At 72.1% G+C, this 13,205-nt stretch carries 15 protein-coding genes and 1 pseudogene; 7 read left to right on the top strand and 9 right to left on the bottom strand.

All coding sequences use genetic code 11. The features are described 5' to 3' along the window. Window positions 1–103: 103 nt before the first annotated feature. Window positions 104–727, top strand: a complete 624-nt coding sequence (locus G5T42_RS08875) for a TetR/AcrR family transcriptional regulator (RefSeq protein WP_165127793.1) — start codon at window positions 104–106, stop codon at window positions 725–727. A 19-nt stretch (window positions 728–746) separates the two neighbouring features. Here the strand turns inward: G5T42_RS08875 and G5T42_RS08870 are convergent, their stop codons facing one another. Then, a complete protein-coding gene (locus G5T42_RS08870; RefSeq protein ID WP_165127791.1) occupies window positions 747–1,100 on the bottom strand; it encodes a metalloregulator ArsR/SmtB family transcription factor in 354 nt (117 codons plus the stop codon). Window positions 1,101–1,180: 80 nt separating this feature from the next. On the opposite strand from G5T42_RS08870, the gene G5T42_RS08865 reads away from it, so the two are divergent. From G5T42_RS08865 to G5T42_RS08840, 6 genes are all read left to right on the top strand, one after another. Beyond that, window positions 1,181–2,485: an FAD-dependent oxidoreductase gene (locus G5T42_RS08865; RefSeq protein WP_165127789.1), complete on the top strand. Its 1,305-nt coding sequence runs from the start codon at window positions 1,181–1,183 to the stop codon at window positions 2,483–2,485. Continuing rightward, on the top strand, window positions 2,482–2,994 hold the full coding sequence (locus tag G5T42_RS08860; RefSeq protein ID WP_165127787.1) for a GNAT family N-acetyltransferase: 513 nt from the start codon (window positions 2,482–2,484) through the stop codon (window positions 2,992–2,994). The genes G5T42_RS08865 and G5T42_RS08860 overlap by 4 nt, the downstream gene beginning before the upstream one ends. A 24-nt stretch (window positions 2,995–3,018) precedes the next feature. Continuing rightward, window positions 3,019–3,483 carry an arsenate reductase ArsC gene (locus G5T42_RS08855; protein WP_165127785.1) on the top strand — a complete coding sequence of 155 codons (465 nt, stop codon included), beginning with the start codon at window positions 3,019–3,021 and terminating at the stop codon, window positions 3,481–3,483. Between the two features lie 132 nt (window positions 3,484–3,615). Continuing rightward, on the top strand, window positions 3,616–4,764 hold the full coding sequence (locus G5T42_RS08850) for a zinc-dependent alcohol dehydrogenase (protein ID WP_165127783.1): 1,149 nt from the start codon (window positions 3,616–3,618) through the stop codon (window positions 4,762–4,764). 16 nt (window positions 4,765–4,780) lie between these two features. After that, window positions 4,781–5,350, top strand: coding sequence for a hypothetical protein (locus G5T42_RS08845; RefSeq protein ID WP_165127781.1), 570 nt, complete (start codon window positions 4,781–4,783; stop codon window positions 5,348–5,350). 210 nt (window positions 5,351–5,560) lie between these two features. Further along, window positions 5,561–6,514 (top strand): helix-turn-helix domain-containing protein, encoded by a 954-nt coding sequence (locus tag G5T42_RS08840; RefSeq protein ID WP_165127779.1) that lies wholly within the window; start codon window positions 5,561–5,563, stop codon window positions 6,512–6,514. 52 nt (window positions 6,515–6,566) lie between these two features. Here G5T42_RS08840 and G5T42_RS08835 read toward each other — a convergent pair whose 3' ends face one another. The 8 genes and pseudogenes from G5T42_RS08835 to G5T42_RS08805 all read right to left on the bottom strand — a co-directional run bounded on the left by G5T42_RS08835 (window position 6,567) and on the right by G5T42_RS08805 (window position 13,199). Further along, window positions 6,567–7,463: a hypothetical protein gene (locus G5T42_RS08835; protein ID WP_165127777.1), complete on the bottom strand. Its 897-nt coding sequence runs from the start codon at window positions 7,461–7,463 to the stop codon at window positions 6,567–6,569. Between the two features lie 747 nt (window positions 7,464–8,210). Next, window positions 8,211–8,945 (bottom strand): dihydrofolate reductase family protein, encoded by a 735-nt coding sequence (locus G5T42_RS08830; protein ID WP_165127775.1) that lies wholly within the window; start codon window positions 8,943–8,945, stop codon window positions 8,211–8,213. Further along, window positions 8,942–9,724 (bottom strand): lysylphosphatidylglycerol synthase domain-containing protein, encoded by a 783-nt coding sequence (locus tag G5T42_RS17675; RefSeq protein WP_347103704.1) that lies wholly within the window; start codon window positions 9,722–9,724, stop codon window positions 8,942–8,944. The genes G5T42_RS08830 and G5T42_RS17675 overlap by 4 nt, the downstream gene beginning before the upstream one ends. Next, window positions 9,640–9,936 (bottom strand): annotated as a pseudogene (locus G5T42_RS17985) (hypothetical protein); the annotation flags it as partial. The gene G5T42_RS17675 and the pseudogene G5T42_RS17985, both read right to left, overlap by 85 nt. Further along, window positions 9,933–10,745, bottom strand: coding sequence for a class I SAM-dependent methyltransferase (locus tag G5T42_RS08820; RefSeq protein WP_165127773.1), 813 nt, complete (start codon window positions 10,743–10,745; stop codon window positions 9,933–9,935). The pseudogene G5T42_RS17985 and the gene G5T42_RS08820, both read right to left, overlap by 4 nt. Continuing rightward, entirely contained in the window at window positions 10,742–11,830 is a 1,089-nt protein-coding gene (locus G5T42_RS08815; protein WP_165127771.1) for a glycosyltransferase family 4 protein, read from the bottom strand. The genes G5T42_RS08820 and G5T42_RS08815 overlap by 4 nt, the downstream gene beginning before the upstream one ends. Then, window positions 11,827–12,222 carry a 6-carboxytetrahydropterin synthase gene (locus G5T42_RS08810; protein ID WP_165127769.1) on the bottom strand — a complete coding sequence of 132 codons (396 nt, stop codon included), beginning with the start codon at window positions 12,220–12,222 and terminating at the stop codon, window positions 11,827–11,829. Before G5T42_RS08810 ends, G5T42_RS08815 begins: the two co-directional genes overlap by 4 nt. Beyond that, on the bottom strand, window positions 12,219–13,199 hold the full coding sequence (locus tag G5T42_RS08805; RefSeq protein ID WP_165127767.1) for a zinc-binding alcohol dehydrogenase: 981 nt from the start codon (window positions 13,197–13,199) through the stop codon (window positions 12,219–12,221). The genes G5T42_RS08810 and G5T42_RS08805 overlap by 4 nt, the downstream gene beginning before the upstream one ends. Window positions 13,200–13,205 lie beyond the last annotated feature (6 nt).

The raw sequence follows: 13,205 nt of genomic DNA, 5'->3' as shown, positions 1-13,205 counted from the left end.
GAATATCTAACCGATCGTTCAGTAATAATGGCAGACACGCGAAGGATCGCCAAGAGAGGCCGCTCCCGCCGGACGGCAGGCGGCCGGATGGGAGACTGGGTCGATGACCGCGACACCTGCGACGGGCGCCCCCACCGGGCAGCCCGCTCGGCGCGGTCGCCCGGGCTACGATCGGGCGCGGATCCTCGAGGTCGCGGTGAGCCTCTTCAACGAGCAGGGATACGACGCGACCTCCGTCGCCGATCTCGCCGCGCGCCTCGGCCTCACGAAGTCCGCGCTGTACCACCACTTCGACTCCAAGGAGCAGCTGCTCGCCGAGGCGCTCGACGACGCGCTGGGCGCCCTCGAGGGCGTGCTCGACGAGCCGGAGGCGTCGACGGGCACTCCCGCCGAGCGCCTCGACTTCGTACTGCGCGCCGCCGTCGAGGTGCTCATCGACCGGCTCCCCTCGGTCACGCTGCTGCTGCGCGTACGCGGCAACAGCGTGACCGAGCGCGACGCGCTCGAGCGCCGGCGCCTGTTCGACCAACGGGTGACCGAGCTCGTGCGAGCCGCGCAGAACGCGGGCCTCGTCCGCGCCGACATCGACGGCGCGGTCACGACCCGGCTCGTGTTCGGAATGATCAACTCCGTCGTCGAGTGGTACCGCCCGACGGGACCCATCGATCGAGATCGGCTCGCCCACGATGTGGTGACGATCGCGCTCGACGGCATGCGCACACGGTGAGGCGCCGGCTCGCCGCCTCTCAGGGCGAGAGCACCTGCGCGACGCGATCGAGAGCGTCGGGCACGAGTGCGTAATACGCCCAGGTGCCGCGTTTGGTGCGAGTGAGGAAGCCCGCCGCGGTCAGCACCTTGAGGTGATGCGACACCGTCGGCTGCGAAAGGCCGACGGGCTCGATGAGATCGCACACGCACGCCTCGGCACCCTCGGAGGCGGCGACGATCGAGAGCAGGCGCAGGCGCGCGGGGTCGGCGAGCGCCTTCATCGTGAGCGCGAGCTGCTCGGCCTCGTCGGCGGAGAGGGGCTCCCGCACGAGGGGCGAGCAGCACGCTCCGGCGGAGGAGGAGACGTCGGTGACCTCGAGCATCGTCGGCATGCATCGATGCTAGTCGATATTGACACCGATCGATATAAGGATGACAATCGCATCGACATCCATCGATATGCGGAGGCACGGTGACACTCATCGATCTCACCCGGCCCTCATCCGAGGCGCCGACGACAGCACTGCCCGTGGCGATCATCGGCGCAGGGCCGATCGGTCTCGCGGCGGCCGCCCACCTCGCCGAGCGGGGCATCCCCTTCGTCGTCTTCGAATCGGGAGCGGATGCCGTAGCCAGCGTCCGGGCGTGGGGCCACACCCGGCTCTTCTCGCCGAGGAAGCACCTCGTCGATCCGGCGGCTGCGCGCCTCCTCGCCGAGACGGGGTGGACGCTGCCCGCGCCGGAGCGCGCCCCGACCGGAGCCGAGCTCGTCCGCGAATATCTCGAGCCGCTCGCGGGCCTCGACGCCATCGCCCCGCAGATCCGCACGCACACGCCGGTCATCGGCGTGAGCCGGGAGGGCATGGACCGCACACGGACCCGGGGACGCGCGCAGGCGCCCTTCGCCGTGCGCATCCGCACGGCGGAAGGAGCGATCGAGGAGGTGGCCGCGCGCGCCGTGCTCGACGCCTCAGGCACCTACCTCTCGCCCAACTCCCTCGCCTCCAACGGCCTGGAGCTCCTCGGTCTCGCGGAGGTGGCGGCCGACGTGGTGCCGGCGCTCCCCGACGTGATGGGTCGCGACCGGCCGACCTTCGCAGGGCGCCGTGTCACCGTCGTCGGAGCGGGGCACTCCGCGGCGAACACGCTCCTCGCGCTCGCGGAGCTCGCGCGGACCGACCCGGAGACGACCGTGACGTGGCTCATCCGCAACGCGCGCGCCACGCGGGTCTCCTCCTCCCCCGGCGACGAGCTGGCCGATCGCGCCCGCCTCGGCTCCCGGGTGGAGGCGGCCCTCGAGCGGGGCGAGGTGGCGCTGGTGGACGGATTCGAGATCGTGCGAGCCCATCGCAGCGACCAGGGCGTCGAGCTCGTCGGGCATCGGGCCGGAGAGCTGGTCACGCACGTTACCGATGTGGTCGTCAACGCGACCGGGTTCCGGCCGGACCTCTCGATCCTCCGGGAGCTGCGACTTGAGCTCGACGACATCGTCGAGGCGCCCCGCCGGCTCGCGCCGCTCATCGACCCCAACGTGCACTCGTGCGGCACCGTCGAACCGCACGGATACCGCGAGCTCGCACACCCGGAGCCGGGCTTCTTCATCGTCGGCATGAAGTCGTACGGCCGCGCGCCGACGTTCCTCCTCGCGACCGGCTACGAGCAGGTGCGCTCCGTGGTCGCCTGGATCGCGGGAGACGCGGATGCCGCGGCATCCGTCCGGCTCGTCCTCCCTGCGACGGGCGTCTGCTCGACCGACGCGGGAGGATGCTGCACATGATCGACGTGCGGGAGCTGAGGGCGGCGGACTGGCCGGCCGTGGAGGCGATCTACCGGCAGGGGATCGAAGACGGCGAGGCGACCTTCGAGACCCGAACCCCGACGTGGGAGGAGTTCGACGCCGGAAAGGTGCCGGCCCCGCGGCTGGCCGCCGTAGATGCCGGAGGCGACCTGCTCGGCTGGGCCGCGGCATCCCCCGTCTCGTCCCGCGCGGTCTACCGCGGGGTGATCGAGCACTCGATCTACGTCGAACGCTCGGCCCAGGGACGCGGCGTCGGACGGATGCTTCTCACCGCGTTCGTCGAGGCGGCGGATGCCGAGGGTTTCTGGACCGTCCAGTCGGCGGTCTTCCCCGAGAACGCTGCGAGCATCCGGCTGCACGAGGCGCTCGGGTTCCGAACCGTCGGACGCAGGGAGCGCATCGCCCGCTCGGCGAAGGGGCCGAACGCCGGCCGATGGCGCGACACCGTGCTGCTCGAGCGGCGGAGCACGATCAACGGAACGGACTGAGCGCCCCGTGGGAAGGTGGAGACCATGAGCACCCGACCGACCGTCCTGTTCGTCTGCGTGCACAACGCGGGGCGATCGCAGATGGCTGCGGGCTACCTGCGCGCTCGCGCCGGCGATCGCGTCGAGGTGCTCTCCGCGGGCTCTGAGCCGAAGGGGAGCATCAACCCCGTCGCGGTCGCGGCGATGGCCGAGGAGGGCATCGACATCGCGTCCCAGATCCCGAAGCTCCTCGAGGTCGACGACGTGCGGGCGTCGGACGTCGTGGTCACGATGGGCTGCGGCGACGCGTGCCCGATCTTCCCCGGCAAGCGCTACGAGGACTGGGACCTCGACGATCCCGCGGGTCAGCCGCTCGAGGTCGTGCGGCCCATCCGCGATGAGATCCGCCGGCGGGTCGACGAGCTCGTCGCCGAGCTGCTGGCCGAGGCCCCGGACGGGCGTCGCAAGCACCGTGCACCGGACGTGCCGCCACCGCGCTTCACCGTCTGAGCCGACGCGCCGAGGCATCCGGCGCCTCTCGCTGGATCCGGGCGCGCTATATCCGGCGTCCGAGCCTGACGCAACCCCCTCAGAGGTCGCCGGAGCGTCGCGCAGTCTGGCAGGGACCAGAGGAGGTTGCGCATGAAGGCGATGACGTACCGAGGTCCGTACAAGGTGCGGGTCGAAGAGAAGCCCGATCCGAAGATCGAGCACCCGAACGACGCGATCGTCCGCGTCGAGCTGGCCGCGATCTGCGGATCGGACCTGCACCTGTTCCACGGCATGATGCCAGACCTCCGGATCGGGCACACGTTCGGTCACGAGTTCATCGGACGCGTCGAGCAGGTCGGCCCGTCCGTGCAGAACCTGAAGGTCGGCGACCGGGTCATGGTGCCGTTCAACATCTACTGCGGCTCGTGCTTCTTCTGCGCGCGAGGGCTGTACTCCAACTGCCACAACGTCAACCCCAATGCGACGGCCGTGGGCGGGATCTACGGCTACTCGCACACCACGGGCGGCTACGACGGCGGGCAGGCGGAGCTCGTGCGCGTGCCCTTCGCCGACGTCGGGCCGTCGATCATCCCCGAGTGGCTCGACGATGAGGACGCCCTCCTGCTCACCGACGCCTTCTCGACCGGCTACTTCGGCGCGCAGCTCGGCGACATCGTCGAGGGCGACACCGTCGCCGTGTTCGGGGCGGGCCCGGTCGGTCTCGCGGCCGCGCGATCGGCGTGGCTCATGGGCGCCGGCCGGGTGATCGTCGTCGACCATCTCGACTACCGGCTCGCGAAGGCCCGCGACTTCGCCTTCGCCGAGACGCACAACTTCGCCGAGACCCAGGACGTCGTCGTCGACCTCAAGAAGGCGACCGACGGCCTCGGGGCCGACGTCGTGATCGAGGCGGTCGGCGCCGAGGCCGATGGCAACCTGACGCAGCACATCACGTCCGCCAAGTTCAAGCTGCAGGGCGGCTCGCCCATCGCGCTGAACTGGGCCATCGACTCCGTCCGCAAGGGCGGCAACGTCTCGGTCATGGGCGCCTACGGGCCGCTGTTCAGCGCCGTCAAGTTCGGCGACGCGATGAACAAGGGGCTGACGATCCGCACGAATCAGGCGCCGGTCAAGCGCCAGTGGCCGCGGCTCCTGGAGCACATCCAGGCGGGGTACCTCAAGCCGAGCGACCTGATCACTCACCGCATCCCCCTCGATGAGATCGCCGAGGGGTATCACATGTTCTCCGCCAAGCTCGACGACTGCATCAAGACCGTCGTGCGCCCGACCGCCGCCTGATCCGAGAGGAAGAGCCATGCCGTACACCGCAGACAAGCCGCCGCTTCCCGAGACGACCGAGGAGCTTCGGGCTCGCATCCCCGGCTGGGGTGCCGATCTCGACCCCGCGAACCGGCCCTCGTACCCGAAGGAGCGGTTCGCGCCGCAGGAGACCGGCGCGCACTGGGACCTCCCCGAGAGCCAGCCCGACCCGAACGGTCGGGAGCGCTCGATCGAGCACCTGCGCCTGACCCCGGTCTTCGGGACCGCTCAGCCGCTGCACGGCGTCTCGGGCGCCATTCGCCGCTTCGCATACGCGCACTACAGCGAGGGCCGGGCCGCCCACTGGCTCCTCCTCGTGGTCGGCGATCGCGTCGACTCCGTCGGCGCGCACCTGCGCTCCTTCGCGACGCTGCGTCCGGACAATCCCGTGACGCAGACGGGGGTTCTCGGCGAGCGCGGACGGCGACCGCTGGCATCGCGGTTCGGCCGCCACCGCGCCGACCTGAAGCACGCGTGGCTCGATCCGGTCATCGTGGTCGGACCGTGGGTGCTCTCGATCGTCGGCGCCGTGGCGATCCTGCGGCGGGTTGCCCGTCTCTTCTGAGGCGGCGCGGCCGGGTCGCACCCGACCCGGCCGGGGCGCCGCATGCACCATCCGGAATACGGCTCGGACGACGAGGATGACGCGCCGCCGCGCACCGGACAGGCGGGGCCGCGCGCAGAGACGGGATCCTGCGCACAGAGGACGCCGCATTCGGGAACGGGACAGTGTCGCGGCTCCCGCGACGGCCGTCGGAGATGGTGGATCCGGAGGATGATGGACGACCTGGAGACGCCCTATACGCGTCGCTTCGCGCGCAGCACGAACGTCGATGAGGCACGCGGCTCGATGCGCGAGCTGTACGGGACATCGATGGCACTCGTCGCCGATCCGCCGCAGGAGTTCCGGTACGAGGCCGCCGCCGTCACCGATGAGGGATTCTCGGCGGCGACGCTCCGATTCATCGGCGCGTGCCGCTCGGGCACGGACTCGTTCCCGGACCTCATCGTCGCCCACGCTCCCGCCGGACGTCACCGCTGGCGTGCCGGACGGGAGTCGGGCCCGGGTGCCATCCCGTTCCTCGTGCCGCCCGGCCGGGATCTGCGCGTCGAGTTCAGCGGCCTGCACCTGCGCACCCTTCGCATCGAAGGGGACGCCCTCCGACGGACGGCGCAGGCTCTCACGGGGAGGGAGCCGGGGCCGTTGCGACTGGAAGGCCTCAACGGCAGCTCGCAGCACCACGCCCTCATGATCGAGACCCTCCGGTTCGTCGAGGCGACGCTCATCGCCGACCCGACCCTGCGCGACGCCCCGCTCGTCCGCTCGCAGATCGCCCACCAGGCGCTGACGTCGGTCTTCGCCACCTTCCCGCTCATCGATCTGACCGCCACCCGTCCCGCGGCCACGTCGCGTGCCCTGCGCCGGGCGATCTCGCACATGGAGCAGCATCTGCAGGACCCACTCTCGATCGCCGACATCGCGATCACTGCGGGCGTCTCGACGCGCGCGCTCCAGTCGGCCTTCCAGCGGCAGTTCAGCATGACGCCGTCGCACTATCTCCGGCGCCTGCGCCTGCGCGCCGCCCACGAAGACCTGCGCAACGCCACCGATGCCCGCGTCGCCGTTCGGGACGTCGCACGCAAGTGGGGCTTCGTCCATGCGGGCCGCTTCGCGCAGCTGTACGCGGACCAGTACGGCGAACGCCCCTCCGACACCCTCCGCCGCTGACTCGCAGTGCTGCGGCCGCGCGGCCGAGTGATCGGTCGAGGGATGCCTCGGCTCACCCTCCGCTGAAGGCGGTGAAGAAGCGGTCGCGGAACGCGTCCATCCTCCACACCGGTGCGTCGGGCGACGGGTGCACTCCGTCCTCCCACCCCCACGAGTCGATGCTCGCCATGACGGCCGGGTCCTTGGCGATGACGGTCACAGGCACGTCGTGGTCGGCATCCTCTCCGCTGACGATGCGCGCCGGCTGGTGGTCGCCCAGCACCACCAGCACGAGGTCCGGCGAGTCGTAGGTCTCGAGGTACGAGAAGACGGCGCCGAGCGAATACTCGATCGACTCGCCGTAAAGCTTCCGCACGCGCTCCGGGTCCTGCCAGACGACGACCGGCGGGTCGCCGGCATCGGCCTGCGCCTGGAACACCGAGCCGTCGCCGAGCTCGTCCCACGGAACAAGGCTCGGAAGGGGCGTCCACGGCGTGTGCGAGGAGACGAAGTCGATCTCGGCCATGACGGGGGCGTGGCCGGGGGCGAGCTCGCGATCGCGGAACTGCTGCAGCGTGAACTGGTCGGGCACCCGCGCGTAGCTGAACCGGGGCCCGTGATAGTCGAGATTGCGCGAGTCGAGCACCGCGTCGTAATGGTAGAACGTGCGGGCGACGTCCCAGGGCTCCTTGTTCGACGGGACGACATCCACGGTCCGCCAGCCCGCCTCCGCGAAGGCGTGGGCGAGGGTGAACCGCTGCGTGGCCGTGAGCTGCGCGTACTTCTGCGGCGAGTCGACCCACAGGCCGCTCTGGAGGGTCGAGTGCGCGAGCCAGCTGACTCCTCCGAAGGTCGGAGAGCTGAGGAAGGCGCTCCGCGACAGGTAGCCCCCCGCGGGCGAGCCGCTCCCCGCCCTGCCGCAGCACGCGGTCCACCCCCGATGAGAAGCTCGACCCCTCGACGGCGACACGCCCGTAGCTCTCGATGAAGGCGAAGACGACGTCCTTGCCCGCCAGCCGCGCAAGCAGGTCGTCGCCGGGCCCGAAGTCGTCGGCGCGGATCTCCCGCGCGAACACCTGACGCGCGCGGATGCCCTCCGCGGTCTGCTCTGTGGTGGCGGCGATCGCCCGCGCCGAGTCCGCCGATGCCAGCGGGACGCCGGGGACGAGCTGCGAGCCGAGCAGGGCTCCGACGATCCAGGCCGCCGCGACGACGGCAGCCGCCCGGCGGCCGGCCGTGCCGGTGGTCGCGACGCAGCGGCCGGCGCGGAGCGCCGCGACCGCGAGCGCGCCTACGAGGGCGACGGCGACCACCGCGAGCAACGCCAGGAGGGCGAGAAGGCCGGCCGGCCCTGTCGCGTCTGCGACGACGCCACCGGCGGCGATCACCTCAGGCCAGTCGTCGGCGGCGCTGAAGGGTCGGTCGATCGTCGACAGGAATCCCAGGTCGAGCGCTCCGACGACGATCGCCCCGACGACGACCACCCCGAAGAGCACCGCCACGGTGACCCGGGCGGCCCGCCACGGCAGCACGATCATCAGCAGGACGAGCGCGACCACTTCGAACGGGATGCCCAGGAGCGCCCGCGGGCTCCCCGCGCTCAACGCGCCCGGGAGAAGGGAGGCGAGGACGATGGTCGCGAACGCCGCCACCGTCGCCGCGGGCGATCCCCGTTCGACCTCCCGCCGGCGAGACCCGCTCCGCACGCCCGCTCCCGCTACGACCGCGCGAGCGGACGGCGGGCGCACGCCGACTCGTCGCCCTCGAGCGAGAACCGGTCCGAGAGCGCATAGCGGAGCAGCACGACGTCGCCGATCTGGCGTGTCTCGGCGAGGGTCGCGCGGTGCTTCGCGTTCCACGGGAAGCGCCCCGCCTCGACGAAGCGCGGTGCACGCGCCTCGCCGACGAAGAACGGGGCGACGACGAGCTGCAGCTCGTCAGCGAGCTGATCGACGAGGAACTGCGTGTGCACGTGCCCTCCGCCCTCGACCATGAGCCGCCTGATCCCCCGGGCCTCGAGATCGTCCAGGACCTCCGCCATCGCCATCTCGCCGCGGCCCAGTCCCACGACGGTCGCGGTGCCGTCCAGCCGTGCCGCGAGCCCCGGCGCGACCTCGCGCGGGCAGTACACGATCTTCTCGGCATCCCCCTCGCGGAAGAATGCCGCCTCGCACGGGATCTCGCCCGTCGCCGTGACCGTGACCTTGGTCGGCGAGCAGGGCAGTCCCGCGGCGGTGCGCACGAGCTGCCGCTCGGGGCTCCGCACCATGAGGCGGGGGTCGTCGCGCCGCAGGGTCGACGCCCCGACCAGGATCGCGTCGCTGTCGGCACGGAGCTGGTCGACGCGGTCGAAATCGGCGCTGTTCGACATCGGGAGCTTGTGCGGCGCTGCGCTGTCGAGATAGCCGTCGAGCGACATCGCGCAGCTGAGCGTCACGTAGGGCCTCGTCATGTCGACGGCTCCTCTGCGGTCAGTACGAGGGGACGCGCGCGGTCCACGGTCGCCGCGCGGCGACGGCGCAGAGCGGATGCCGCGATCACGGCGGCGCCCGGGGCGACGGCGATGAGCGCCAGCACGCCGTACGCGGTCGAGGCCGCGATGCCGGTGGCCGCCCCCATGCCCACGCTCGCGAAGGCCCAGCCGGCCGCTCCCTCGCGCGGACCCCAGCCCGCGAGGTTGAACGGGATCGACCCCGCCATCACGGCGATGAGACCGACGGCGGCGAGACCGGCGGGCGATGCGTGAGCGCCGACGGCGACGGCCGCCACGACGAAGGTGAGGACGTGGCAGAGGACAACGACCGCCGACGCGACGACGACGCCGACCACGACACCCCGGCCGGCGAACGCGGAACGGAGGTGCGCGAGCTCCCGCTGCAGAGCCGCGCGCGCACGCCGGCTGATCGCCGCAGCGAGGACGACCCCGGCGCAGGCGACGAGGACTGCGAGGAGCATCACGCCCACAGCGGGAGCGTATGCCCAGACGCCGAGGGATGCCAGTACGACGGCGGCGAGGACGAGCTGCACGGCCTGCCCTGCCGTGCGCTCGGCAGCGACCGCACGCGACGCGTTCGCGACCGATTCGACCTGCTGCCCGTGTGCGACGGCGCGGTGGACGTCTCCGACGACTCCCCCGGCAGCACCGAGTTGAGGAACTGCGAGCGGTAGTACGCCGCGACGGCACCAGGCTGACCGAGCGGGATGCCGAGGCCTCCCGCGATGAGGCGCCACCGCCACGCCGCGGCCGACGTCGCGACCGCAGCGAGGATCAGGGCGGCGGCGATCGCGGCCGGCGAGAGCGACCCCAGCCCGCGCAGGAAAGGCTCAGTCCCCACCTGCAGCAGGACGGCGACGAGGATCGCGGCGCCGAGCAGCGCCTCGGCCCACACGCGCGCTCGCCGGGACCCGAGAAGCGCCCGCCCGCCCTGCGCCCACGCGGTCATGTCGGATACGCGAGGAGGTCGGCGTGGTGGACGATCACGCGCAGCTCGCCTCGCGCGAGCTGGCGCATCCGGCGGAGGAGGTACTCGTCCCCCCACTCGAGGAGTGCGGGACGCTGCTCGATCCCCGCCGCGATCCAGCCCTCGAGCCAGCCTGAGGTGAGCGCGCGGTCGTCGGCGCCCAGCCGCCACGCGGAACCCGCCGCCCGGACGTTCCACCCCGCGCGCCGGAATGACTCGGCGGCGGCGCTCGCGGCATCCGGTCCGAGCAGCCGGCGATCGTCCGCCAGCCGGCGCTGATGGTCGTTGAAGGCCTCCTGGAAGATCCGGTCACCGGGGTCGGCGGGCTCCAGCCGCACGCGGCCGGTGACGCTGAGGCTGAAGAAGGCGGGGGCCCCGACGGCGACGCACGCATCGACGACGGCATCGAGCTCATCGCGCGTGAGGACGTCGAGGAGAGCGGATGCCGTGACGAGCGACGCTCCGGCCAGATCGTCGGGCCGCAGGTGCTCGGCGTGCTCGACGCTCGTCTCGACCTCGACCTCGTTGCCCTGCGCGTCGGTTCCCGGCACCGCAGCGGCTCGCGCGAGCAGCTGGGGATTCCAGTCGTGCAGCACCCACCGCTGCGGACCGGGGAGGAACGGCGAGAGCCAGCGCATCATCGATCCCGTGCCGCTGCCGAGGTCGTGCACCACCACGGGCCCCTCCACGAGCCGCGCGGCCGCGCGGGCGAGCCGCCGCGAGCGCGAGCGGGCGTCGGCCTCCTGACGCATCGTCAGCCACTCCGCCGAGACCAGGATCACGTCGGTCATGGCGCCCCCTCGAGGGCCTCGGCGATCCGCGCGGCGGTGTCGCTCCAACGTCGGCCGCGCCCGCGCTCGCTCCGAGCACGCGCGGTGAGGCGGGCGCGAAGCGCGGGGTCGGCGATCCACCGGCCGAGCGCCTCACCGAGGGCGGCCGTGTCGCCGGGCGGCACGAGTATCGCGGCGGAGCTCCCCCGCGCGGCTTCGGGGATTCCGCCCACGTCGCTCGCGAGGACCGGGATGCCGCGGCCCAGCGCATCCGCGACGGCCATGCCGTAGCTCTCGACCCGCGAGGGCGCCACGACGAGGTCGGCCCGGCCGTAGGCCCGGTCGAGCGCGCGCCCCGCGAGCACGCCGGGGAACGAGATGCGGCCGTCGATGCCCTCGGCCGACGCCCGGTGCTCGATCTTCTGGACGAATGCGGGCTCGACGTCGACGGCGCCCGCGATGGTGCAGGCCCACTCGAGGTCCGTGTCCAGGCTCGTGAGAGCGTCGACGAGCACGTCCTGGCCCTTGTGCGGCGCGACGACGCCGACGCAGAGGAGCGATGCGCCGTTCGCGCTGCCCTCGGCTGCCGGGGCCGGCTCCACGCCTGGCGGCGCGGCCACCACCGCGACCGGGTCCGCGAGTCCTGAGTCGACGATACGTCGACGCAGCCACTCACTGGCCGTCACGATGCGCGACGCCGCCGCGAAGGCGCGCCGCTCCCCCTCGACGACGGCGGCCTCGGCATCCGGGAACTCGTCCGACACCATATGGGCCAGCACGACCACCCGGAGTCGCCGGCACTCGGCCTCGATGACGCCCGCCGACCGGCCGGCCACGAGACCGTCGACGAGCACCACCGCCCCGTCGTCGAGCGCGGGCAGGACGGATGCCGCGGACGGCACGACGACCGCTGGGGCTTCCGACGGCTCGTCGACGATGCGTGCAGCGGGGCTGACGCCCGCCGTCACCGGCGTCAGCCGCACGTCCCACCCGAGCGCCGCCAGCGCCTCGGCGACCCGGAGGTCGAAGACGTTGCCGCCGCTCACGCGCGCGGGGTCATCGACCCCCTCGGGGACGACGAAGTGCACGGTGCGGGCTGGGCTCACAGGGCCACCTCGTACGACGCCCAGGCGATGTGCGACTCGTGCAGGGTCACGACGATGCCGTTCAGTCCGGCCCCACCGAGCCCGCCGTCGCGCGCGAGGTCGACCAGGCGGTCGGCGATCACGCTGCACAGCCGCTCGGTCGTGGTGTTGACGCCCCGGAACTGCGGCTCGTCGTCGAGATTGCGGTACGACAGCTCCGAGAGGATGCCTCGGAGCGCCTCGGACGCGCGTCCGATGTCGACGACCACTCCGTCGGCGTCGAGCTCGGCGGCGCGGAACGTCGCATCGACGACGAACGTCGCACCGTGCAGCCGCTGCGCCGGGCCGAACATCTCGCCCGTGAAGCTGTGGGCAACCATGATGTGGTCGCGGACCGTCAGCGAGTAGGTCATGCCGCGTCCCTCCAGTCGATCGTGTGACACAGTCCCGGCGTGGACCCGTCCGCGATCCCCGCCATGATCCGGGGCAGGTCGCGCCACGACGAGTCGCCCGTCAGCAGCGCGTCGAACGCGGGATCGCGCAGCAGCAGCACCGCGAGGGCCATCCGGTCGGCGAGGGTGCGGGTTCCGCGGCGCCGTGGGGCCACCATGCCCACCTGGCTGGAGCGGATCGATAGACGGCGCGAGTGGAAAGCGCCCCCGAGATCGATCGTGACGGATCGGTCGCCGAACCAGCTCGCCTCGATCACCTCACCCTCCGTCGCCGCGAGGCCGAGGGCGAGCTGCAGCCCCGCCTGCGAGCCGCTCGTGTCGATCACGAGGTCGCGCTCGTCCGGCGCGTGATCGGGATGGGCGAACCGCACGCCCAGGCTCTTGCACACCGCCGCCTTCTCGGGGTCGACGTCGACGACGGCGACATCGACGCCGGGCAGCCCGCGCGCGAGCCGCGCGACCGCGCATCCGATCATGCCGGCTCCGATGACGGCGATCCGGTCGCCGACGAGGGGCGCGGCATCCCACAGCACATTGACGGCGGTCTCGACGGCGCCGGCGAGCACCGCGCGCCGGGCGGGGATGTCGGGCGGAACGATCGAGACGGCGGACTCGGGGACCACGAACGCCGACTGGTGGGGGAAGAGCGTGAAGACGGTGCGTCCGACGAGCGCATGGGGCCCGTCCTCCACGACTCCGACGTTGAGATACCCGTACTCGACCGGCGCGGGGAAGTCCCCGCTCTGGAAAGGCGCCCGCATGCGGGTGTGCTCGCTGGGCGGCACCTCGCCGCGGAACACGACCGATTCCGTGCCTCGGCTGATGCCCGTGTAGATCGTGCGCACGAGCACTTCTCCGCGGCGCGGCTCGGCGAGGCGCTGCGTGCGCAGCGCTCCTCTCCCGGGCTCTTCGACCCAGAACGCGGTGGCCTGCCTCATTTCGAT

Origin of the sequence: Microbacterium sp. 4R-513, from assembly GCF_011046485.1 — a bacterium.
Lineage (GTDB): Bacteria > Actinomycetota > Actinomycetes > Actinomycetales > Microbacteriaceae > Microbacterium.
This window is presented reverse-complemented; position numbering and strand designations above follow the sequence as displayed.